Annotated in this window: 22 protein-coding genes; 3 read left to right on the top strand and 19 right to left on the bottom strand. The window is 37.3% G+C overall.

The genetic code is table 11. The features are described 5' to 3' along the window. Positions 1–291: 291 nt before the first annotated feature. From HMPREF9225_RS03905 to pyk, 5 genes are all read right to left on the bottom strand, one after another. Positions 292–1,164 (bottom strand): hypothetical protein, encoded by an 873-nt coding sequence (locus tag HMPREF9225_RS03905; RefSeq protein ID WP_008901644.1) that lies wholly within the window; start codon positions 1,162–1,164, stop codon positions 292–294. Next, positions 1,161–1,328: a hypothetical protein gene (locus HMPREF9225_RS10315; protein WP_008901643.1), complete on the bottom strand. Its 168-nt coding sequence runs from the start codon at positions 1,326–1,328 to the stop codon at positions 1,161–1,163. Before HMPREF9225_RS10315 ends, HMPREF9225_RS03905 begins: the two co-directional genes overlap by 4 nt. A 10-nt stretch (positions 1,329–1,338) precedes the next feature. After that, complete coding sequence (locus HMPREF9225_RS03900; RefSeq protein WP_008901642.1) at positions 1,339–2,292, bottom strand: IS110 family transposase; 954 nt, start codon at positions 2,290–2,292, stop codon at positions 1,339–1,341. Between the two features lie 279 nt (positions 2,293–2,571). Then, entirely contained in the window at positions 2,572–3,861 is a 1,290-nt protein-coding gene (locus tag HMPREF9225_RS03895) for an L-cysteine desulfidase family protein (protein ID WP_008901641.1), read from the bottom strand. Continuing rightward, on the bottom strand, positions 3,862–5,616 hold the full coding sequence (gene pyk / locus HMPREF9225_RS03890) for a pyruvate kinase (RefSeq protein WP_008901640.1): 1,755 nt from the start codon (positions 5,614–5,616) through the stop codon (positions 3,862–3,864). 163 nt (positions 5,617–5,779) lie between these two features. Between pyk and nrdD the strand changes: the two genes are divergently transcribed. The 3 genes from nrdD (at position 5,780) to HMPREF9225_RS03875 (ending at position 9,527) form a co-directional block, all read left to right on the top strand. Then, positions 5,780–7,900: an anaerobic ribonucleoside-triphosphate reductase gene (gene nrdD, locus HMPREF9225_RS03885; protein ID WP_008901639.1), complete on the top strand. Its 2,121-nt coding sequence runs from the start codon at positions 5,780–5,782 to the stop codon at positions 7,898–7,900. Then, the gene (nrdG, locus tag HMPREF9225_RS03880; protein ID WP_008901638.1) at positions 7,900–8,397 is read left to right on the top strand and encodes an anaerobic ribonucleoside-triphosphate reductase activating protein; all 498 of its coding nucleotides are present in this window, start codon (positions 7,900–7,902) and stop codon (positions 8,395–8,397) included. Before nrdD ends, nrdG begins: the two co-directional genes overlap by 1 nt. 116 nt (positions 8,398–8,513) lie before the next feature. Continuing rightward, entirely contained in the window at positions 8,514–9,527 is a 1,014-nt protein-coding gene (locus HMPREF9225_RS03875; protein ID WP_008901637.1) for a PTS sugar transporter subunit IIC, read from the top strand. Between the two features lie 97 nt (positions 9,528–9,624). Here the strand turns inward: HMPREF9225_RS03875 and HMPREF9225_RS03870 are convergent, their stop codons facing one another. The 14 genes from HMPREF9225_RS03870 to HMPREF9225_RS03805 all read right to left on the bottom strand — a co-directional run bounded on the left by HMPREF9225_RS03870 (position 9,625) and on the right by HMPREF9225_RS03805 (position 21,820). Further along, positions 9,625–10,038 carry a C-GCAxxG-C-C family (seleno)protein gene (locus tag HMPREF9225_RS03870; RefSeq protein ID WP_008901636.1) on the bottom strand — a complete coding sequence of 138 codons (414 nt, stop codon included), beginning with the start codon at positions 10,036–10,038 and terminating at the stop codon, positions 9,625–9,627. Beyond that, positions 10,028–11,212 carry a CapA family protein gene (locus HMPREF9225_RS03865; RefSeq protein WP_008901635.1) on the bottom strand — a complete coding sequence of 395 codons (1,185 nt, stop codon included), beginning with the start codon at positions 11,210–11,212 and terminating at the stop codon, positions 10,028–10,030. The genes HMPREF9225_RS03870 and HMPREF9225_RS03865 overlap by 11 nt, the downstream gene beginning before the upstream one ends. Further along, entirely contained in the window at positions 11,209–11,832 is a 624-nt protein-coding gene (locus HMPREF9225_RS03860) for an epoxyqueuosine reductase QueH (protein WP_008901634.1), read from the bottom strand. Before HMPREF9225_RS03860 ends, HMPREF9225_RS03865 begins: the two co-directional genes overlap by 4 nt. 77 nt (positions 11,833–11,909) lie before the next feature. Next, complete coding sequence (locus HMPREF9225_RS03855) at positions 11,910–12,248, bottom strand: histidine triad nucleotide-binding protein (protein ID WP_008901633.1); 339 nt, start codon at positions 12,246–12,248, stop codon at positions 11,910–11,912. Position 12,249: 1 nt separating this feature from the next. Continuing rightward, positions 12,250–13,551 (bottom strand): tRNA (N(6)-L-threonylcarbamoyladenosine(37)-C(2))-methylthiotransferase MtaB, encoded by a 1,302-nt coding sequence (gene mtaB, locus HMPREF9225_RS03850; RefSeq protein ID WP_008901632.1) that lies wholly within the window; start codon positions 13,549–13,551, stop codon positions 12,250–12,252. Beyond that, positions 13,548–14,231 (bottom strand): RsmE family RNA methyltransferase, encoded by a 684-nt coding sequence (locus tag HMPREF9225_RS03845; RefSeq protein ID WP_008901631.1) that lies wholly within the window; start codon positions 14,229–14,231, stop codon positions 13,548–13,550. The genes mtaB and HMPREF9225_RS03845 overlap by 4 nt, the downstream gene beginning before the upstream one ends. Next, positions 14,224–15,138 (bottom strand): 50S ribosomal protein L11 methyltransferase, encoded by a 915-nt coding sequence (gene prmA / locus HMPREF9225_RS03840; protein WP_008901630.1) that lies wholly within the window; start codon positions 15,136–15,138, stop codon positions 14,224–14,226. The genes HMPREF9225_RS03845 and prmA overlap by 8 nt, the downstream gene beginning before the upstream one ends. Before the next feature lie 150 nt (positions 15,139–15,288). Next, on the bottom strand, positions 15,289–16,968 hold the full coding sequence (locus HMPREF9225_RS03835) for a hypothetical protein (protein ID WP_008901629.1): 1,680 nt from the start codon (positions 16,966–16,968) through the stop codon (positions 15,289–15,291). After that, positions 16,955–17,680, bottom strand: coding sequence for an ABC transporter ATP-binding protein (locus HMPREF9225_RS03830; RefSeq protein ID WP_008901628.1), 726 nt, complete (start codon positions 17,678–17,680; stop codon positions 16,955–16,957). Before HMPREF9225_RS03830 ends, HMPREF9225_RS03835 begins: the two co-directional genes overlap by 14 nt. 1 nt (position 17,681) lies before the next feature. Then, positions 17,682–19,019, bottom strand: a complete 1,338-nt coding sequence (locus HMPREF9225_RS03825) for a PH domain-containing protein (RefSeq protein ID WP_008901627.1) — start codon at positions 19,017–19,019, stop codon at positions 17,682–17,684. Further along, complete coding sequence (locus HMPREF9225_RS03820; protein ID WP_008901626.1) at positions 18,991–19,356, bottom strand: GntR family transcriptional regulator; 366 nt, start codon at positions 19,354–19,356, stop codon at positions 18,991–18,993. Before HMPREF9225_RS03820 ends, HMPREF9225_RS03825 begins: the two co-directional genes overlap by 29 nt. Before the next feature lie 420 nt (positions 19,357–19,776). Continuing rightward, positions 19,777–20,064 (bottom strand): hypothetical protein, encoded by a 288-nt coding sequence (locus tag HMPREF9225_RS03815; RefSeq protein ID WP_008901625.1) that lies wholly within the window; start codon positions 20,062–20,064, stop codon positions 19,777–19,779. Positions 20,065–20,156: 92 nt separating this feature from the next. Beyond that, positions 20,157–21,092: a carbamate kinase gene (arcC, locus tag HMPREF9225_RS03810; protein ID WP_008901624.1), complete on the bottom strand. Its 936-nt coding sequence runs from the start codon at positions 21,090–21,092 to the stop codon at positions 20,157–20,159. 65 nt (positions 21,093–21,157) lie between these two features. Next, positions 21,158–21,820, bottom strand: coding sequence for a helix-turn-helix transcriptional regulator (locus tag HMPREF9225_RS03805; protein ID WP_008901623.1), 663 nt, complete (start codon positions 21,818–21,820; stop codon positions 21,158–21,160). Positions 21,821–22,138 lie beyond the last annotated feature (318 nt).

The following is a 22,138-nucleotide window of genomic DNA, read 5'->3' as shown; positions in this document are numbered from 1 at the left end:
GTTAACGATAACCTTTCTCAATTGATAATTTTATCAGTTTTTCTCTTTACGGTCAATATAATTCTATTTAATGCTTAAGAAGACATCCACGCCTTATTCATTTCTTACAAAATTTAAAACCCCTCCATCCTTATTTAGGATTTAGGGGTTCAGTTTATTTTTATAACCTATTGTGTTTATGCTTTTTAAAAAATATACCTTAGCGGTATTTCTCTTATAATGTCTTCCTCTTTAAAGTTTAGGCTTGTTCATTTTTGTCCTGGTGCTTGTGGGGCTACCTAAGAGTTCAAGCTACAGATTATCAACCGCCAGTTTTTGTCCTGGTGCTTGTGGGGCTACCCCTTCTCCAAGCTCCATGCCCTTTCTTAATCTCCAGAATACTACTTTTTTATCTATTAAATCTACATAAGCTATTTCAACTCTACTTCCATTTTTTAAAAGTTCTAAAAAGTTTTTATATTTGCTTCCTCTTGCTTGTCTTATTGCTTTAAGCATTTCATAATTTCCGCACTTTATTAGTACTTCTATATAGTGATTCTTGTCTTTGACTTCAAGGTCAGCTTTATCTAGGTTACTGTTTAATTTCCCTGGAGGGGCAAAGGTGAAGTTTATATCTGCACCTTTTTTAAATACTAGAGTCTTCATATCTTTTTTTAAGAAGCCTTGCACTCCTCTTTCCACTATCCAAGAAAGAACGAGATTTAAAAGATAAACATTGATGTTTCTAAAATTTTGTGCATATGTTGTTTTTTCTTGCCTAGGCATATAATTAAATGCTTCTATTGCTTGATAAAATTCATCTGCTATTACGAATATTAAACGGTCATATAATCCAAGTTTGTTAGATAATTTCCAAATCTCTTCATCTGTTAGTACTCCAGCTATATTAGAATAAGTGTTCATATTGCCTTTATCTCTATTTACATCAAAGTCTAAGAAAGTCTTATTCTTTTCAAACCTCTTTGTTGCCTCTAGGGCATCTATAGTTCCTATTATTGGATATTGAAGTGTTATATCTTGTTTTGTTGTCTTCTTGCAAGCATATATATAATCATCAATTCCTTTATATTTTAATGGGAATAGTACTGTTTTTATTTCCATGTCTAATTTGTTTTCATCTTTATATGCATGAAGTAATGCAACAATATCAAAGAAGTTTATCATTTATAATAACCTTTCTTGCCGTTCTCTCCTCCTAAATCAAAGATATCATTATCTAAAGCTACTACTATTTTTCTCTTATCATCAATTTGGTCTAATAGGTCGGTAAATCCACCTCTTGTTGTAATAGATGCTAGTGCTATTGCTCTAAATCCTATTCTTGCCAATGCTCTGGCTTTAAATAATCCCTAGGTAATAAGATATTAGACATTTTTTATTTTTAAATTTTAATAAGTTACCAAATTCTGCTACTATTTGTACTGCTAATTTGTCTGATATGCCTGAAAATTTTTTTGCCTCTTGATATTCTTCTAAGGGCTCGGATATTTCTACCATTTGTGATAAAATGCTATTTAGAATCTGATTTATTTGTTTTATCAGGTTTATTCCTTCCCTGATATTCGTTTCTATTTTTGAGTTATGGGAAGGTTGTGTTGAGATACTATCCTCTGCTAAGCTGTAAATTGCTTTTGCTTTATTTGCATTTGGATGGTATCTCTTTTCTTTTGCCCATGTTTTATATTCTTCTACAAATTCTTCTTCTGTTTTTTCTAATACTAGGTCTTTATGCCACCATTTTTCTAAAAAGTCTAATAGTTTATCTTTTGAAAAGTCTCCTGATCCATGAGGGATTAGGTTTTTTATTCCTGGAAATGTTTGATGTATTGTTTGGTCTATGAAGTTCATTTGATTGATTCTTAGATCCATATAATGTTGGTAGTTTCTATTTAATTCTTTTAAGACTCTGTAGTTTTCTTCATCTACTTTGTAGTCTTCTAATTCTTTCCAATACATTAGCCCATATTCTGCTATTTGTTTTGCGTCTATCTTGTCATTTTTTGCTTTTCTAAAGTTTAATGCTCGGCAATATTGTTTCATCTTTAGTGGATTTATTACTGAAACAAAGTATCCTCTTTCTTTTAGTTCATAAAGTATTGGTAGATGATATTTTCCTGTTGCTTCCATTGTTATTTTTATTTCTTCTTTTAATTTTTCTAGTTTCTCTATTAATTCTTCTACTTCTTTTTTGTTTAGATAAACGTCAATTGGTTTCCAAATTATTTTGCTTCCTTGTTCTAATGCACAAACTGTAAATTTTTCTTTTGATACGTCTATTCCTATAGATATCATGGTTTTCCTTCTTTCTCTTTCTCTTTTTCTTTTGTAGTTTCTACCTGCACCATTACACTCATTTTAGCTTGTGACACGGACGTTTCGCCCAACCTGCTTAACCGAATATGAATAATGAAGAGATAGTTGACAGTTTTTATTTCGGATGTTTCAACCCTAAAATCACTTCGTCATACTACTTCTCCATTATACAAAAATAGTGCAAGATAGGAATTACTTCCTTCTTACACTATTTATGGTACTAAAAACGGGCTCCTTGCCCGTTTAGTGTTTTATATTTTAGTATGCTTCTATTATATCTAGCATTACATTGTCTACGTCTTTGAATCCTTCTCTTGAAAGTCTTCCTATGTTGGAGATGGTATCTTCTATGGTTGCTCCTACTACTCCTACGCTTTCTTTAGAGATCATTCCGTTTACTGCAAGGTATGCTGCAAGGATCGCTTCTTCTGCTGAGGTAGATAGTTTCATTGAACAAGATTCTTTTGCTCCGTCACATACCATTCCTGTTAGGTTTGCATAGATATTGGTTGGAGCTCCTGCTATTTGTTCATCTGTGCCTCCTAACATCCAGGTTATTGCTGCGCTGGCTCCTACTGCTGCTCCTATTGCACATCCGCAAATACCTGATAGTTTGCCTGAGTATTCTTTTACATATCTATTTATGATGTGTGCAAAGAATAGTGCTCTTCCTAATCTATCTTTATCTATTCCTTCTTCATCTGCTACGATTGCTATTGGTAGGATTACTCCGATTCCTTGGTTTCCTGATCCTCCTGAGGTAACTATCGGACAGTCTCCTCCAGTCATTCTCATGTCAGCTGCTGCTGCGGTCATGATTCTCGCCTTGGTTACAAAGTTATCTGCTAGGATTCCCTTTTCTTTTAGTCCTTTTAAAGTTGCTCCTAATTTACCTTTTTCATTTAGTCCTTGTTCTGATGCTTTGAAGTTGACTTCGATTCCTTCTAGTGTGAAGTCAAATGTGTGTTCTGGAGCTCCTTCTACGATTTCTCTAAGTTCTTTGAATGATAGTGACTTGATGTCGATTTTATCGTCGTCATCTTTTGCAACTATTTCTTCATCGTTTCTATATACTACTTCTCCGTCGACTTTTACTTCGCTGATGTTGGTGTGGGCGTGAGATACTACTGCTATAGCTTCCTTATCTTTTGTTTTTATCTTTACATCTACATAGACATTTTCTTTAGTTGGGATGTGTTTTACGGTTAGTTTACCTGACTTTAATAATTCTTTTGCCTTTTTTATTACTTCGTCGTTTATTTTGTCAAACACCATAAATCCATCGTCCACTGTAGGAGCAAATATTCCAAGTGCTGCAGCTAAATCAAGTCCAGTTTCTTTTACTACTGGAATATAAACTGCTTTTCCATTTTTGAAAATATTCTTGGATGTTCTTACTTCTACTGATTCAATCTTTTCATTTTCGCCTGCGCCTAAGTAACTATTGCACACATTTGCACAGTAGCCTACAGCTACAGGCTCGGTACAGCCAAGGGCTTTTTCTGAATCTTGCTTTACTACTTCGATTAACTTTTCTAATGTGCTCATTTAATTTAATACCTTTCCTTTTCTTATTATACCTTCCGATGATGACAATGTTATGATGTCTCCGGATTTTATCTTTTGGGTTATGTCTATATTTCCCACTACTGTTGGTAGTCCCAATGTGATGCCTACTATTGCAGATGGACTGGTGAAGCCTTCTTCTTCCACTACCAGGCCTGCTGCTCTGTCTAGGTACTTGGTCATTTCTTGGGTTACTGCTTTGGTTACTACTATATCCCCATCTTTGAACTTCTTGATGAAGTCACCTTCATCTTCTATTACTACCGCTCTTCCAGTCACTTCTTTGTCGCCGATACCTATACCTTTTGACAGGATCTCTCCTATTATTTCGACTTTAATTAAGTTGGTTGAGCCTGCTAAACCCACAGGAACTCCTGCGGTTATTATAACCGTATCTCCTGGAGACACAAGACCTTTTTTCACCGATGTTTCTATGGATGCATCGATGACATCATTACTTATCTCTTTATTTTCCACAAGGATGGATTTTACTCCCCATTCCATATTCAGTTGCCTTCTCACTTTTTCAGAAGTGGTCGCTCCTATTATAAGTGATTTCGGTCTAAATTTTGAGATGGATCTTGTGGTATATCCAGAGGTTGTCGCTGTGATTATGGCTTTTGCATTTAAGTCCCTTGCAATGGTGCAGGTACTCTTGCCAATGGCATTTGTGATAGTGTTTGAAATTTCTTCGATCTTCTTACTTAAAATTTCGTCGAAGTCCATGGAGTCTTCAGTCACTTCTAAAATCTTTCTCATGGTTATAACAGATTCAATCGGATACTTTCCGCTTGCAGTCTCCCCACTTAACATTACACAAGATGTGCCATCAAGCACAGCATTTGCAACGTCGTTTGCCTCTGCCCTCGTAGGACGCGGATTTCTAATCATTGAGTCCAGCATCTGGGTGGCAGTGATGACTACTTTTCCTTTTTCGTTGCATTTTTTGATCATGTTCTTTTGTGCGATTGGCACTTTTTCAGTGTCTATCTCCACGCCAAGATCTCCTCTAGCCACCATTATTCCGTCTGAAGCTTCTATAATTTCATCTAAATTTTCAAGTCCTTCTTTGGATTCAATCTTGGAAATAATTTTGATATCGTAGTCTCCTTCTTCTTCGAGGATCCTTCTGATATCTAGTACGTCCTCCGCTTTTCTAATAAATGATGCGGCAATGAAGTCCATATCGTTTTTAACTGCAAATTTTATATCTGAAATATCTTTCTCCGTCAGTGCCGGCAGATTCACTTGTGCATCGGGAACGTTTACACCTTTTCTAGAAGATATCTCTCCACCGTTGAAACAACTACAGTGAATTTCTGTTCCTTCTATGGATTCTACCCTCAGTTCGACAAGTCCGTCGTCGATTAATATTCTCGAGCCTTCCTTTACATCATGTGGCAGATCCTTGTAAGATACGGAGGCGATGTGCTCATCTCCTTCCAAATCTCTAGTAGTAAGAGTAAATTTATCTCCCGATTCCAGATTAATCCTTTTTTGGTCTTTGAAAATTCCCAGCCTTATCTCTGGTCCCTTGGTATCAAGCATGGTTGCTATCGGTAGATTAAGTTTTTGTCTAATGTTTTTTATTCTCTTTAGTCTTTCAAGGTGCTCTTCCTGAGTCCCATGGGAAAAATTAAGTCTACAAACATCTAATCCTTCTTTAAAAAGTGCTTCTAGTACCTTTTCAGAATCTGAAGCAGGTCCTATGGTGCACACAATCTTTGTTCTTCTCATAATCTCTCCTTTAAAATTTATTATAACATTTATAATAGCCCATCGTCTAGTAAAGTTACATAAAGTTACTGCACTTTATATAGTATTTATTTTAAATTTTGATTGATTAACACCACAACATATAGTATTATATATTTATGATTAAAAAGTGAGGGAGATAGAAATGTATGTAAGAAAGAGAAATGGCGACAGGGTGCCTTTTGACAAAAGCAAAATAGAAATTGCTATTAACAAGGCTATGCATTCTTCCAACGGAGTCTTCGTGGAAGGACAAGCTAAAGCCATAGCCGACGAAATTTATGAAGACGCAAAGGCACTTAATAAAGAATTATCCATCTATGATATTGAAGAACAAGTCTACTATAGACTTATAAATTTAAACAACCCTGCAACTGCTAGGGCTTATGAATCATATAAATCTGTTCAGGCTTTTAAGAGAGAGTCAAACACTACAGATGACGAAATAATAGGTCTACTTGACCAAACCAACATCGAAGTTATCGATGAAAACTCAAACAAAAATGCAATCATCGCCTCTACCCAAAGAGATTTAATCGCGGGAGAAGTTTCAAAGGACATTGCAAAGAGAAAGATGATTCCAGCGGATTTAGTTGAAGCTCATGACAGTGGTGCAATCCACATCCATGATTTGGATTATTTTATTCAACCGATTTTCAACTGCTGCTTGGTAAATATGAAGGATATGCTTGACAACGGAACGGTTGTAAATGGCAAGATGATTGAAACTCCTAAATCTTTCCAAGTTGCATGTAATGTTATGACACAGATAATAGCACAGATTGCTTCCAACCAATACGGCGGACAATCAATAGATATTTCTTGCCTTGGAAAATATCTAAGACGTTCTTACGAAAAGAATCTAAACCTATGCGTTGAAATGATAGGCGACGTAGAAACTGCACAAAAGATGGCGGACGCAATGACTAAGAAGGATTTGCAATCAGGTATTCAAACCATCCAATATCAAATAAATACCCTTATGACTTCCAACGGACAAGCACCTTTTGTAACGCTATTTATGCACGTAAAGGACGAAGATCCATACGTAGACGAAGTTGCACAAATCATCGAAGAAATATTAGTACAAAGAATACAAGGAATCAAGAACACAGCAGGCGTATATGTTACACCAGCATTCCCAAAACTAATCTATGTTCTTGACGAAAATAATATACACAAAGATTCAAAATACCATTATCTAACCGCCCTTGCTATAAGATGTACAGCAAAGAGAATGTACCCTGACTATATCTCAGCGAAGAAAATGCGCGAAAACTACGAAGGCAATGTCTTCTCACCTATGGGATGTAGGGCATTCCTATCACCATACAAGGACGAAAACGGCAACTACAAGTTCGACGGAAGATTCAACATAGGCGTGTGCACCATAAACCTACCACAAATAGGAATCCTAGCTCGTGGCGACGAAGAAAAATTCTTTGAAATATTAGAAAAGAGACTCGACCTAGTTAAGAGAGTTGGTCTTTTAAGATATAACCATCTAAAGGATGTAACATCAGAAGTAAGTCCAATCCATTGGCAACACGGAGCCATTGCAAGACTCGTTCACAACCAACACATAGACCATCTTCTAAAAGGCGGATACGCAACAGTAACCATCGGATACATTGGAATCTACGAAGCATCCATGCTCATAAAGGGAGTTCCACATACAGATCCAGAAGGATTTGACTTTGCCATGAAGATTATGGACAAACTAAACGAAAAGAAAGAAGAATGGACCAAAGAAACTGGACTACAATTTGCAGTTTATGGCACACCAGCAGAATCACTAACCCATAGATTTAACACCATCGACAGAAATAGATTTGGAATCATAGAAAACATTACGGACAAAGGATACTACACCAATTCATTCCACGTAGATGTAAGACAAAAGATCACCGCATTTGAAAAATTTGCCTTCGAAGCAAAATTCCAAGACAAATCCCAAGGCGGATGTATCTCCTATGTAGAAATTCCAAACATGAGTCACAACTTAGATGCAATAGAAACCATAGTAAAATATATCTACGACAATATCCAATATGCAGAATTCAATACCAAATCAGACTACTGTGCAAAGTGTGGATTTGATGGAGAAATAAAAGTCAACGAAGACGGACAATGGGAATGCCCACAATGTCACAACAAAGATAAAGACACCCTTACAGTAGTTAGAAGAACCTGTGGATACCTTGGCGAAAACTTCTGGACAGAAGGAAGAACCAAAGAAATAAAAGACAGAGTTCTACACATCTAATGAACTACGGACAAATTAGAAAATACGACGTGGCAAACGGAGAAGGCATAAGAACCTCCATCTTTGTCACCGGATGTAACCACCACTGTAAAGGCTGTTTTAACGAAGAGTACCAAGACTTTGACTTCGGAGAAAAGTGGACGGACAAAGAAACAAGAGAAGTAATAGAAGATTTAAAACTACAAGAAGTATCCGGACTCACACTAATCGGCGGTGAGCCAATGGAACATCCTCATGAACTAAAAGAAATCGTAAAAAAAATAAAAAGAGAAGTGGATAAATCCATCTGGGTCTACTCAGGCTTTACCTATGAGAAAATCTTAGAAGACGAAGAAAAACTGGCACTACTAAAAGAATGTGACATATTGGTAGACGGATTATTTATAGAAAAAGAATTGGACTTAAGCCTTAGATTTCGAGGCTCAAGAAACCAAAGAGTAATAGACATACAGAAATCCCTCGCAAATGGCGAAGTAACCATTTGGGACAAACTATAAACCTAGGACAACCTAGGTTTTTTTGTTTAGAATAAACGACAACAATTTTAGTTTAAAAATTAAAACACTCATTCAAAAAATAAAAATTGTACTATAATATAAACAGGAGGTAAACCTTGAACAAATTTTTAAACAGAAAGAAAGTAAACATCTCTTTCAAAACTTATTTTATCGATGCAATGGGAGCCATGGCATATGGTCTATTCGCATCATTGCTCGTAGGAACAATACTTAACACCATAGGGCAAGAATTTAATATCGAATTTCTATCCAAGACCCTATGGCCAATAGTACAAGCTGCAACAGGACCAGCAATAGCAGTATCCATTGCGTATTCACTAAACGCACCGGACCTAGTCCTCTTCTCATCAGCAGTAGTTGGTGTAGCAGGGTATCAACTAGGAGGACCAATAGGAGTATTTATATCCACCATCTTCGCAGTGGAATTTGGAAAACTAATCTCCAAAGAAACTAAGATCGACATCGTCCTAACACCGGTGGTAACAGTCTTAGTAGGCGCGATTATAGCCACATTCATAGGACCATATATCCAAGCAATGATGGTTGCAATCGGAAATGCAATCATGGCAGCCACGAAACAACAACCGCTTATCATGGGCGTAATCGTATCAGTAGCAATGGGCATGATACTAACCTTGCCGATAAGTAGTGCGGCAATATGTATAATGCTTGGTCTATCAGGCCTAGCAGGAGGAGCGGCAACCGTTGGATGCTGTGCAAACATGATAGGATTTGCAGTAATCTCGTACAAAGATAATGGCTTCGAAGGACTACTAGCACAAGGAATCGGAACCTCAATGCTACAAATGCCAAACATCATAAGAAAACCAGTCATCTGGCTACCATCCATCATAGCATCAGCAATCCTAGGACCGATTTCCACAATAATCTTTAAGATGGAAAACACCCCACTGGGATCAGGCATGGGCACCTGCGGATTCGTAGGACAGATTGGAACCATAAACGCAATGGAATCCATCTCAAAAGGAACAGTACTACTAAACATGGCACTACTCCACTTCATACTGCCAGCGATAATATCCTATGTAGTATATTTGATCTTAAAAAATAAAGGCATAATAAGAGACGGCGACATGAAACTAAATTAAAATTATTTTGGACTAATTAAACATTAATTTAAAAAGGCTACGGAAAATCCATAGCCTTTTTACTTTATCCAAAAATTATTTTAATTTGTAAAATATATTATTTAGTTTTATTCTGCTCGATTACTTCCTGAAGTAGGTCAAGACTCTTTACTCCCATGTCGATACATGGTGGGTTTTCTGCTATTAGGTCGACGCAGTTTATGGTACTACCCAGTTTTTCAAAATTTTCTACATATATCGCACATATTCCCGCGAGATCCATGGTGCCATAAGGTGGATCTTCTGGTCCAAAGATAAGTGAAAGTGCAGATATGGCTCCTGTTAAGTAGCCACAGGTTGAGCCTGCTCCCATACCTCCTCCGAATCCTGCCACTGATTTCACCAATTCTTCTGGTAGATTTAATTTATATTCTTCATCCACCGCAAGGATGATGGCTTCTGCACAGTTGTACATGGGACCAATGTGGTTTGCGGCTTCATCCATATATCGTAAAAATATTTTACTTAACATATTTTTCTCCCAATATTTCCTTGGCTCTTTCGTAGAGCATGTGGACCTTCTGTCTCTCTTTTTCGTCAATGTCTCCTTGGTATTTTCCGCCTTCAAAGAGGTCAGTCATCTTGTAGACGTAGTACCTGTTTCCGCCTTCTTGTCTAAATCTTGCCACATATGTGGGATGAAGCGCCACTTCGAAGTTTATTTCTTCTGCTTTTGTGATATCTATCTCCACCAGTACTCCCATTTCCGTGTCATAGGTGCCCATCCATGGTTGTCTTTGGTTGGAGATGGAATTGCCCATGGAGTAGATTAAGAATTTATTTCTTCCTCCCACTTCCCACATTCCCGCTCTTCCAAGGACATGTGGGTGGGATCCTAGCACTAGGTCCACTCCATTATCTAACATAAATTTCGATGCTTCCTGTTGTAACTGTGTCGGTTCTGTCTTGTACTCAACTCCGTAGTGAGGCATGGAGATGATTATATCTGCTCCATTTTCTTTTAAGTAATCTATATCCGATTTTATTTTTTCATAGTTGATTGGACTTATGACATATTTTTTATCTGCAGGTATGACCCCTTCCATTCCGTTAAAAATTTCTGAATAGGAGATAAATCCAACTTTTATTCCCTTTAAATCCACGATTGGTGGTTTTTCATCTTCAGTCTTTCTCGTGCCGAAGTGTATAAATCCATTGGCATCTAGTTCATCAATTGTAGTAAATATTCCTTCTAAGCCTGTGTCGATGCAGTGGTTATTTGCAGTGGACATTCCCTTAAATCCAGCTGCTTTCAAATACTTCAAGGCTTCCTTCGGCGTGTTAAACATTGGATAGCTGGCAAGAGGTCTATTTGGATTTATTGTTGTTTCCAAATTTGCAAAGGCAAAGTCCGCTCCCTTTAGATCTTCGCTTACTTTTTCGTAGAAGCTTGTGAAGTCGTACTCGCCTTTTTCCTTATTAAATGCACTTTTGTAAGTAGGCATGTGAAACATAACGTCCCCTGTCGCCATAAGTTTTACATGGACCGGCTCCACTTTTTCCTGTTCTTTTTCTTCTGTTTTATTTATTTTTTCTATTTTTGCAGGCTTTTTACTTGCACTATGTTGTCCGTAATAAAAGTAGGCATAGGATAGGCATAGGGCTGCCGCAACTATTACTAGTAGTCCTGCCATTAATTTCTTCATTTCATTCTCTCCATGGCTTCTATTTTTGAAAATTCACATCCGCAGTAATCTTGTCTGTATAGATGTAGTTCTTCCGATATTTCCACTGAGCGTTTAAATCCATTCTTCTTTTTAAAGTCGCTCATCAGGTAGCTTACTCCGATTCTTTCTCCCAAGGCAATTCCCATCTTATTTAAGACTTGAGAATTCTTATGAGGGCTTATGGACAATGTGGTGGTGAAGTAGTCGTAGCCCTGTGCTTTTGCATACTCTCCCGCTTTTTTAAGACGAAGATAGTAGCACCTCATGCATCTCTTGCCGCCTTCTCTCTCCCTTTCAAGTCCACTTGCAATGTTTAAAAATTCATCGTGATTATAAGGCACGGCAACTATCCCTATTTTGGATTGATTTTTATCTTCCATGTGGGCGATTACTTTTTTCTGTTCGATGACCCTCTTGTCAAATTCCTCTTCACTATCCAGGTTTGGATTAAAAAATAAAATATCTATTTCAAAATATTTTACCAGCCTTTCAAGCACCGCAGTGGAGCAAGGTCCGCAACAGGAATGGATTAAAAGTCTCGGCTTTCTATCTAATTTTTCTATTATTTTATTCATCTCTATGTCGTAATTGATTTTCATACTGTTATTATAACATGTAGAGCATTTATTTTATATTTGGACATAAAAAAAGAGTGGTTTCCCACTCCATTTCTAAATCAACCTGGTGGCCAATTTAAACTTCTGCCTGCAAGCACATGGAAATGTAGGTGATCTACAGTCTGTCCACCGTCTTCTCTCGCATTGTTTACGATTCTAAATCCATTTTCAATTCCCATATCTTTTAAAACTTTTTTCGCTACAAGGAATATATGTCCTATTAATTCTTTGTGTGCTTCATCTAGTTCGTAGGCACTTTTAATATGTTCCTTTGGCACGATTAAAAAGTGAACTGGGGCTTCTGGATTTATGTCTTTGAAAGCATACACTAGATCGTCTTCGTACACTTTTTCTGATGGGATGTCCCCATTTATTATTTTACAGAATAAACAATCCATACTAACTCCTTTCTATTTCTACAATGGCACTTTCGCCATCTATTGCCACTATTTTTGCATCACGAACCTGGTTTTTAAGTTCCAAGTCGGTCTTAATCTTACAATCTATATAGTTCGTGCTATATCCTCTCATATATCCGTCTTTTTCTTCTTCAAAGAGGACTTTTAACTTTGTATCTCTATTTTTTTCTATAAATCTTTCCATCATCTTGTCGGAAAGTTCGAGAAGTCTGTTGGATCTTTCGATCTTTATATTTCCATCCACCTGGTTCTTCATCTCCGCTGCAGGAGTTCCAGATCTCTTGGAATATTTAAAGACGTGAATCTTGGAAAATTCAACCCTCTTAACTAGGTCCACCGTATCTTCAAAATCTTCGTCAGTCTCTCCTGGAAATCCGACGATGATATCTGTAGTTAGACCAACATAAGGATAGTACTCTCTTATTAAATCACAGGTTTCGATGTATTCTTCTCTGGTGTAGCGTCTGTTCATGGCTTTAAGAACTGCATTGGATCCGCTTTGTAAGCTCAAATGAAAATGGTCACAGACTTTTCCCGTCGCCTTTATCCTCTCGAGAAAATCTCTAGTGATGGTTATCGGCTCGATGGAAGATAGACGTATTCTCTCAATGCCATCCACCTTCGTAATCTCTTCTATGAGGTCTACAAGTCTTTCATCTCCTAAGTCTTTTCCATAGGATCCGATGTGAATCCCAGTTAGCACCAATTCCTTGTAGCCTGCTTCGCTGAGTCTCTTCGCTTCTTCCACAGAATCTTCAATGGTTCTCGATCTAATTGGACCCCTCGCATATGGAATGATGCAGTAGGTGCAATATCTGTTGCAGCCGTCCTGAACCTTCATGTAGGATCTGGTCATCTCCGATTCCTTGTCGATTTCTATATGTTGAAACTCTGTAAAACCTTTAAGAGATTTGACGATGGAGATTTGATTCTTGTCCTTCTTAAAATTTTCCACCAACTCAAAAATTCTACTTCTGTCGGTGGTGCCCATTATGATGTCCACGCCTTCGATAGCCTGTACTTCATCAGGACTAACTTGGGAGTAACATCCCACCACACAGACGATGGAATCGGGATTTTCCCTCTTGGCACGCCTTATATACTGTCTCGATTTTCTATCTGAAAGATTGGTAACTGTGCAGGTGTTCACCACGTACACGTCCGCCACATCCGTTTCACTATCTACTTCTATATATCCATTTTTTTCAAAGATTTCTTTCATAGCTTCTGACTCGTACTGGTTGACCTTGCAACCGAGGGTCAAAATTGAAAATGTCTTCAACGAACCACCTCATTTACTCCGACCTGGTAGCAAGCGACGATTGCCGCAGTCTCCGCCCGTAGGATTCTAGTTCCCAAGGTTACGATTTTGCATCCCATAGTCTTTAAATATTCTATCTCCGACTCATCAAATCCGCCTTCCGGACCGATTAATATGGAGATTTCTTCTATACCTTTTGTATTTTTTAAAACATCATCGATGTAGAGATTCTCTGCACCTTCGTAGGGAACGATCAATGTTCCTTTAAAATTTATATTTTCTAATTTTTCTGGGTTATTTATAGATGGAATTATGTCTCTTTTCGATTGCTTCGCAGCAGATTCCAAAATTTTTTGCCATCTCAGTAGCTTCTTATCTTCCTTGCCCTTTATATTTACCACAGTTCTTTTAAAAATTATAGGAGTTATAGAAGATACACCCACCTCTGTGGTTTTTTCCAAGGCAAGTTCGAATTTATCCTGTTTAATAAGCGCCATGTAGAGATTTATTCTAAGCCTCGTCTCATGGGAATTTTCCACTTCTCTTAAAATCTTAAGTTCACCGTCATAGATTGCTCTATAAACTTTGCCAGAAGACACGATCTCAAACTCTTCATCTGGATTTAGCCTCACCACGTTTAAAAGATGGTGTCTGTTTTCTTCGGAAAGACTCTCCAAACTGTCTTGAAACACTCTAAACATCGATACTTCTACCTATGATTAGAGACCAACCATTTTTCTTCTTGATATCTAAAATTTCAAACTCATTTCTTTCAAGCTCGTCCACAACCATTTGAATCTTTTCTTCGATAATTCCAGAAGCGATGAAGATTCCATTTGGAACTAAATGTTCTCTTAAGTCGAAGACAAGTCCGGTTATGATTTCAGCGATGATGTTTGAAACGATAATATTTGCAGTGCCATCCACCACATCAAGAAGATTTCCAAGATGGACTTCCATTTTATCATCCACACCATTTAACTTTGCGTTTTCGATACTAGTTTCGACACATTTTTCATCGAGATCCACAGCCACTATTTCCTTTGCGCCGAGTTTTGCCGCAGCGATACCTAGAATTCCAGAACCGCATCCGACATCGAATACAACATCATCATCTTTAACATATTTTTCAAGAGCTTCGAGGCACATGTAGGTAGTTTCATGGGTCCCGGTGCCAAAAGCCATGCCAGGATCAATCTCAACAATTAATCTATCTTGGAACTCTTCTTCCAAATCTTCCCAAGAAGGTTTGATCAAAAGTTTTTCCGCAATAGGCACTTGGTGGTAGTATTTTTTCCAGTTGTTCGCCCAGTCTTCATCGTCTTTTATAAGATAACTGGTCTTGGTATTTTCAATACTTTTAAAAAGATTTATAAGACTCTTCGCTATCTCCTCATTTTCGGGAAAAGCAGTGAGCTCCACCGCATCAGAATCAATATTTAACACATTTTCATCTACAAAGTCCCAACTGTCCTTTGAACGACCGAGCTCGTCTATAACTTCCTTGCTAGACTCCATGTACTCAAACAAATTGTTGTCATAGAGAATATTTAACACTTCCTCCTTGTGAGAAGTGTCTGTTTCTATTTTAAATTCAATATATTTCATATAATCACCTGTATAAATTATATCATAAATGGTTAAATTTTCGATTTATGATTTATTGTTGAGTAAAAAATATGTCGATAGATTAATATGTTCTCATAAAAATAGCGACCTTACGTCGCTATTTTCTAATATATTTTTATAATTAAAATTCTAATTATACATTCTCATTCTTTTCTTCACAACGATCGGTGCGACCATGTACATTACAACCGCCGCAACCATGTGCACCGCAAGCACCACCGCCACGATTTTCGTCGGTCCGCCCAGAGACTTAAGGCTCATATACTTCGGTAATATATCCAATATAATGAATTTTGCCAAGAATATATATCCGAGAAATCCGAGGTTAAATACCATTACCGTTCCATTTCTCTTCACCGCTTGTTGTGGGTTGTCCCAGTCGAGTTTCGGTTTAAATGATCCTACAAGCATCGCCAATGCCGCTATGAAAAACATTGCAACCCCAAGTCCTACTAAGGCTCCGATAATAAACATTGGTCTAAATCCCACCAAGAATAATGCTATTAATGCAGTTGGGATTGTGTTTACACTTTGTAGCAAAATTGATGCTGCAACTCTTCCTCTCACCTGTTCTTTCGCCGAGATTGGCAAGGTTTGTGTCAGCCAAATCTTTTTTCCTTCCCTCGTAAAACTGGTAAGTGCTGTGTTACTTGATATGCTCACAATTGCCCCAACTAAGAAGAATGCTGCTGCCGCAAAAATTACTTCTTCCATTGGAGATGAAAATGATGAGCCGACAAGCTCTGATACTACTCCATAACTTGGGGTTATTCCTATAGTTTTTGAACTGCTAAATAGGAAAAATACCACAAACACCGCTAAAATAAGTCCACCCATTCCCACATTGAATAGAAATACTGGGGTCTTTAAAATATTTAGAAGATCCCTCTTCATCAATGTCTTCGCAACATTCTCTTTTGTGTTCGCCCTCGCCTTTACATGCTTCTTGTGAGAATCTTTTGAGTTCTCAAGATTAATCGCCTTGAAGACGAATCCAGTTGATACTTTTGAAAATATATATAGAATTACGCTTCCAAGTACCATTGCTAAAATACCCGTGATCATTGCTATTCCAATATTCTTTTCAAGTATTACCTTCAAAAAGAAAATCTGTGGCACCCAACTTGCAACTTTTTCTATTCCGTTTGAAACCGCAAGATTCTTTGTAACTGCACTATTTACTACAAATTGAATTCCGATTGAAAAACCCATCAAAATTGTAAATCCCAACACTTGGAAGATGTACTTAGTGCTTCTAAATTGGTTTAGGTACCTCATGACAACTGACACAACTATTGTGATTACAGCAATTTCAAAGTTCACCGAGCCTATGACAAGCATGATTACCGGAAGGATCTTCGCCACATCGTTAAATCCAGCCTTTGCATATGGAATGTAGACGAAGCTCGCGTATATTCCAAATATGATGTAGAAGATAAGCCCCATGGATAGTGCCTTTGAAAATAGGATGTTGTCTCTTTTAATTGGCAAAGTCATGAGCATCTTCACCTCGTTTGAGTAGAAGATCGCCGACATAAATGCCACCATGTAAAATATCAATAAGAATATTCCCATTCCAAGGAAGAGCTGGATCATAACCATGTATCCTGCTTCGGTCTCAGCAATTTTTGTGATAGCAGATAGTGCAACCACTCCGAAAAGTCCCATGATGTAGATGGTTAAAACCAGAGATAAAAATATATTTAAAATTCTCTTTCTTTTTCCTTTGCCGTCGTTGGTCCTCAAATTGAAAATTCTATAGGTGAAACTTTTAAAATCCTTCTTTAATAATGTTTTAAGCTCTGTCATCTGTTAGCTCCAAGAATATTTTTTCCAAGCTGCCCGTGTCTTTTGCTGCAGCCTTGATTTCGTCAAGCGTCCCAACTGCGATAATCTTGCCTCTGTTTATGATGCCGATTCTGTCGCAGAGATTTTCCGCAACTTCCATTACGTGGGTGGAGAAAAATACTGTCCTGCCCTCATCTGCCAAGGCTCTCATGATTTCCTTTAATCTAAAAGAAGATTTCGCATCGAGGCCAACCATCGGTTCGTCGAGAATTAAAAGTTTTGGACTGTGAATCAGTGCTCCCATGATGACGATCTTTTGTTTCATCCCGTGGGAATATCCAGCGATCATCACATCGAGATTTTCCTTCATCTCAAATACTTCTGCGTATCTATCAATCTGTTTATTTCTCTCTTCGTCGCTAAGTTCAAAGACATCGGCGATGAAGTTTAGGTATTGTCTTCCAGTCATGATGTCGTAGATTTCTGGGCTATCTGGCACGTAGGCGATCTGTCTCTTCGCTTCCACATCGTCGTTTATTGCGTCGATTCCATCAATAGATATACTTCCCCCATCAGGCATGAGCATTCCCACAATCATCTTAATCGTCGTGGTCTTACCAGCACCGTTGGGACCTAAGAATCCGTAGATTTCCCCAGATTTTACCGATAGGTCGATGTTACCCACCGCCACCTTGTCACCGAATTTTTTAGTTAAATTTTTAATTTCAAGCATATTATTCTCCTAAATTACTCTTAATTTTATTATAAAGTTCAATAGTCTTTTCATCATCTTCCAAATTGAAATAGAAATTTTTGTTCTTCGTCTTCATGTGGATGACCTTATCTACGTTTCTGTAAATGTAGAGTCTCACAGGTCCGATACCCTTCATCTCAAAATCACCATAACCTTGGGACTCGATGGCAGCACCATTGGTTCTGATCATCTCAACCTTTGGAAATTCGTCGAGAAGTTCCAAATCTTCCACATCAGAAAAATCAATTTTGTCGCTATAAACCTTCGCATGGATTTCCAACCTGTCCCCTCTAAAATCATAATTATAGGTTGAAGGAGTTAAGAAATATCCCACAGAAAGTAAAAGTGCAATGATTAAAATCGTAGAAATTAAGTAGATCGCCTTTCCCGCCTTGTTGCCACGATTAATTTCCATATTGCCGATATTTAACTTGGAAGGCACGAGAATTCTCGGATCATTTGGATTGTTGTAACCGAAAAGATCGTAGAAATCATCTTCAGAAGAGATAAACTCCTCGTCAATCTTCTGCTCCGACTTCACAAGGTAGATGGTGTAGCTAAGTACCACCGCCATCTCCGCAACCAAGTACCAAAGAATGAACTTCGATCCAATGAAGCCATCCATTGCGAGTACCAGCACAGAAGTAATCCCTGCAAAAATCGTAGCAAGGATGATCGCTACCCTTTCAGGATAGACCTTGGCACGGAGATTCCTACGGATGTTTTCGTCCCTGTCTGAAGTGTAAACCGTGTTTCCCCTCCTTCTCAAAATAAAACCAAAGAAGAGAAAGAGAAGCACATTGATAAATCCAGTGATGATGATGGTAAAAGCAAGAGTATTGATTTTAAACTTCAAAAGAGAAGGTAGTAGCAAAATAATCGGCAAGACGTAAAAATATTTTGAAATCTTCGCCTTTTCAATCTCCATATTCGCCACCACGTCCACAAAAAGCACCTTGGCATCGTCCACATTCCAAGACTTCTTAAGCGCCCTTAGCTTCCTCATGGAAAGATAGGTGGAATAGCCCATCCCCATAGAAACTCCAAGTACAGAAACGATGAAGATATACATAATAAACGCCTCAGACTTGGTCACAAACATGAGAAGAGGAAAGAATAGAGAAACGATACAAATCTTCTTTCGCATTTCTTTTTCGTGATTTAGAATCTCCTGTACCTCATCGGACTGAAACTGTGCATAGGACATGGTCGTCGCGAGGACATAGCCATTTTCATAACGCAGATTCCTCTTTTGAGAAAAGTACGCAACAATTGTAATGAAATATGCATTAGCAAGTAGAATTATCATAAATACCATCGAGAATCACCTCCACCTCGTCCTTGGAATAACCGCGGGCAATAGCCTCTTTAAATAAATCTTCTAAATTTTCTTCGTAAGCCTCGCATTTAAGAGAAGCATCCGAATAAATTCGAGAGCCGACGCTCCTGTCAACCTCGATAAAACCCTCATCTTTTAGAAGCGTATAAGCCTTCTGCACAGTCATAATATTTAAATTTAAATCACTGGCAAGACTTCTAACAGAAGGAATAGGATCGCCCCTCTTCAGCTCGCCATAAGCGATAAGATTCACAAACATATTCCGAATCTGAATGTAGATCGGAGTATCTTTAGTAGTATCAATCTTATAAATCATAACCCACCTCTGTATTACTTATTATATAACACGGCATACAGTTGTCAATATAAAAAAATATTTTTTTGTGATTTTTGTTGTCTATAAGACTACAGACTCCCACGTAGCGGAAGAATTTTGCTTCAATAGCCAAAGGCTCTGTTGAAAAGATATGGGAAAGGCAGTTACCCTGGCGGGGTTAGGTTTGGATGGTTTCACTTGCATGGACTAGGTTAAATATAGCTTATACCCATTCGACTCGCTTCGCTCGCTCAGGGTGACGACCACCTACTTACATTGTCTAATAAGAGAACCTAAGGAAGACGGTCACCCTGAGCGGAGACGGTGAAGCAATGCGGAACCGTCGTAGTCGAACGGGTATAACCTCCGAAGACCTAATCTAGGCAAATGAGTCATAACAAAAATAAAAAAAGAGGATTTTCATCCTCTAAGTATTTCTATTAAATTTGCAATTGCTATTATTACGCCGCCGATTGCCATAAGTAGATTTAAATACCTTATAGTTTTACCTTGGCTCTCGTCAAAGAAATTGGTTCCCCTATCTCCTGCTAAAAATAATGCGTACATCGCAACCGGTCCTTTCATGTCCACATCTTTTGCCAGAGAAAAACAAACGAGTACAATAAATCCAAGACTCATTAAAACAGATCCTACAAACCATGGTTCTATCCTTTTTACTCTATTTTTATTTTCATTATTATTTTTCAAATGATTCTCCCGCCTTCTAAGTAAATATTTATTCTAATTATAACATAGAAATTATTTAAACTAAAAAGTGCCTCCATTGGAAGCACTTTTATTTATCTTGTAATTTTTGTACCTGTCTTACCTGCTAAGCCGTCCTTTGCAGATTCAAGAGAAGTAATAAGTGACTGTCTATTTTCATTTGAATTTACAAATGCCATTGCAGCTTCTACCTTTGGAAGCATTGATCCTGGTGCAAATTCTCCGCCAGAAATGTATTTTTCACATTCTTTTATGGTCATTGTATCTAACCATTTTTCATCAGGTTTTCCAAATTTAATAGCTACTTTTTCAACCGCTGTTAAGATTACGAGTATGTCTGCATCTACAAGCTCAGCAATCTTAGCTGATGTGAAGTCCTTGTCGATTACAGCAGCAACACCTTCAAGCCCAGCTTCAGTCATTATAACTGGGATTCCTCCGCCGCCACCAGCGATTACAACTTGGTTTGCAGATAGTATCGCGTTTATAGATTCTTTTTCAACTATATCTACTGGCTTTGGTGAAGCTACTACTCTTCTATATCCACGACCAGCATCTTCTTTAAATGTGTATCCTTTTTCTAATGCAATCTCGTCGGCTTCTTCCTTTGAATAAAATGAACCAATTGGTTTAGTAGGATTGTCAAATGCCATGTCATTCTTGTCAACAAGCACTTGAGTCACAAGAGTAACCACGCCTTTATTTATACTTCTTTTAGCAAGTTCATTTTCAATTGCATTTTGAAGATGGAATCCAATGTATCCTTGGCTCATTGCTCCACATTCTGGAAATGGCATAGCTGGAGTTTGATGTTCAGATTCACTCGCTATGTTCATTGCAAGGTTAATCATACCTACTTGAGGTCCGTTTCCATGAGCAATTACCACTTCGTTACCAGCATCTATAAGATCAACTATTGATTCAGCAGTTAATTTAACAGCTTCTTTCTGTTCTTCTGGAGAGTTGCCTAAAGCATTTCCCCCAAGGGCAAGCACAATTCTTTTTCCCATTATTCACCTCTAAAATTTTATGTTTTCCCAAAATGGGATTTCTAGAGATCAAAACTTAAAAAATATTATTTCTCGCTTTCTTCTATTTCCTTAATGTATCTATAAACGGTTTGATTTGATATATCAAGAAGCTCTGCTACTCTATTGATTGCACCTTTGAATTTAAACACTCCTAGTTCGTAGAGCTGTCTAATTGGGTTAGCTGAATCTAGTATCTTGCTCGTAGGAACACTTCTGTCCCAGTGTATAAATACATTTTTAATCATATTTTCCACTATTAAATCGATGGACTCAGTAAAGAACTCCTTAGGTTCAGATTTGCTTTCATCAACACCGAAAAGAAGTTCATTTTCATAGAAATCTCTAAACTCTAAGAACTTAGTTAGGTCATAGTGTAGGTTTAACATGCCGATTAGCTCCCCTTCATCCTTAATGTAGAATGTAGAAGCTCTAAAAACTCTGTGACTTACTTCGTTCATAACAATGTAGTTAGAAACATAGTCTGTTGTTTTATAATCAGTCTTTAAAATCTTTCTAAGGCTAAAACCGGAATACTCATCACCTATTTTTCTTCCGCTTAGTTCGCCATTTATTAAGTAGATTATCTTGCTTTTTCCTTCATTATAATCTAGAAGAGCAATTTCAACGTTTTTTCCTAGAGTCGTGGCTAGAAAATTAGCAATACTTTCATATTGTTTAAGAATATTTGATCTATTTTCTGTATTCATGAAATCACCTCAACACATATTTTCGTATATAATTATAAATAAGATTGAGAAGAATTTCTAAATATATTATATACGAATGAATTTTTTATTTATATACGAATCCTTAAAAAACTACTTAATCAAGTCAAAATGAAACCAAATACAAAAATATAATTAAAACATTACCTTTAATCTGGAAATTAGTACTTAGTAACCTTTTAACAAGATGAACTGAATTAAAATAAATTTTCAGACTCATACTAAATTTTTAAAATTTCTATAAAGTATATTTAAGAATCATATATTGATCATTTATTATTTTATCACAAAATAGGAATA

It is taken from the genome of Peptoniphilus duerdenii ATCC BAA-1640 (assembly GCF_000146345.1).
In the GTDB taxonomy this organism is placed as follows: Bacteria; Bacillota; Clostridia; order Tissierellales; family Peptoniphilaceae; genus Peptoniphilus_B; species Peptoniphilus_B duerdenii.
The sequence above is the reverse complement of the archived record's forward strand: the minus strand, read 5'-3'. Positions and strand labels throughout refer to the sequence as shown.

Excerpts from the sequence above, each read along its gene's own strand:
- HMPREF9225_RS03820 (WP_008901626.1), bottom strand. The coding sequence starts at position 19,356 with ATGATTTATAAGATTGATACTACTAAAGATACTCCGATCTACATTCAG.
- HMPREF9225_RS03805 (WP_008901623.1), bottom strand. The coding sequence starts at position 21,820 with ATGAATACAGAAAATAGATCAAATATTCTTAAACAATATGAAAGTATT.
- prmA (WP_008901630.1), bottom strand. The coding sequence starts at position 15,138 with ATGAAATATATTGAATTTAAAATAGAAACAGACACTTCTCACAAGGAG.
- HMPREF9225_RS03895 (WP_008901641.1), bottom strand. The coding sequence starts at position 3,861 with ATGAGCACATTAGAAAAGTTAATCGAAGTAGTAAAGCAAGATTCAGAA.
- pyk (WP_008901640.1), bottom strand. The coding sequence starts at position 5,616 with ATGAGAAGAACAAAGATTGTGTGCACCATAGGACCTGCTTCAGATTCT.
- nrdD (WP_008901639.1), top strand. The coding sequence starts at position 5,780 with ATGTATGTAAGAAAGAGAAATGGCGACAGGGTGCCTTTTGACAAAAGC.
- HMPREF9225_RS03825 (WP_008901627.1), bottom strand. The coding sequence starts at position 19,019 with ATGGTATTTATGATAATTCTACTTGCTAATGCATATTTCATTACAATT.
- arcC (WP_008901624.1), bottom strand. The coding sequence starts at position 21,092 with ATGGGAAAAAGAATTGTGCTTGCCCTTGGGGGAAATGCTTTAGGCAAC.
- HMPREF9225_RS03870 (WP_008901636.1), bottom strand. The coding sequence starts at position 10,038 with ATGTTAAGTAAAATATTTTTACGATATATGGATGAAGCCGCAAACCAC.
- nrdG (WP_008901638.1), top strand. The coding sequence starts at position 7,900 with ATGAACTACGGACAAATTAGAAAATACGACGTGGCAAACGGAGAAGGC.
- HMPREF9225_RS03830 (WP_008901628.1), bottom strand. The coding sequence starts at position 17,680 with ATGCTTGAAATTAAAAATTTAACTAAAAAATTCGGTGACAAGGTGGCG.
- HMPREF9225_RS03905 (WP_008901644.1), bottom strand. The coding sequence starts at position 1,164 with ATGATAAACTTCTTTGATATTGTTGCATTACTTCATGCATATAAAGAT.
- HMPREF9225_RS03865 (WP_008901635.1), bottom strand. The coding sequence starts at position 11,212 with ATGAAGAAATTAATGGCAGGACTACTAGTAATAGTTGCGGCAGCCCTA.
- HMPREF9225_RS03860 (WP_008901634.1), bottom strand. The coding sequence starts at position 11,832 with ATGAAAATCAATTACGACATAGAGATGAATAAAATAATAGAAAAATTA.
- HMPREF9225_RS03855 (WP_008901633.1), bottom strand. The coding sequence starts at position 12,248 with ATGGATTGTTTATTCTGTAAAATAATAAATGGGGACATCCCATCAGAA.
- HMPREF9225_RS03900 (WP_008901642.1), bottom strand. The coding sequence starts at position 2,292 with ATGATATCTATAGGAATAGACGTATCAAAAGAAAAATTTACAGTTTGT.
- HMPREF9225_RS03835 (WP_008901629.1), bottom strand. The coding sequence starts at position 16,968 with ATGACAGAGCTTAAAACATTATTAAAGAAGGATTTTAAAAGTTTCACC.
- HMPREF9225_RS03845 (WP_008901631.1), bottom strand. The coding sequence starts at position 14,231 with ATGTTTAGAGTGTTTCAAGACAGTTTGGAGAGTCTTTCCGAAGAAAAC.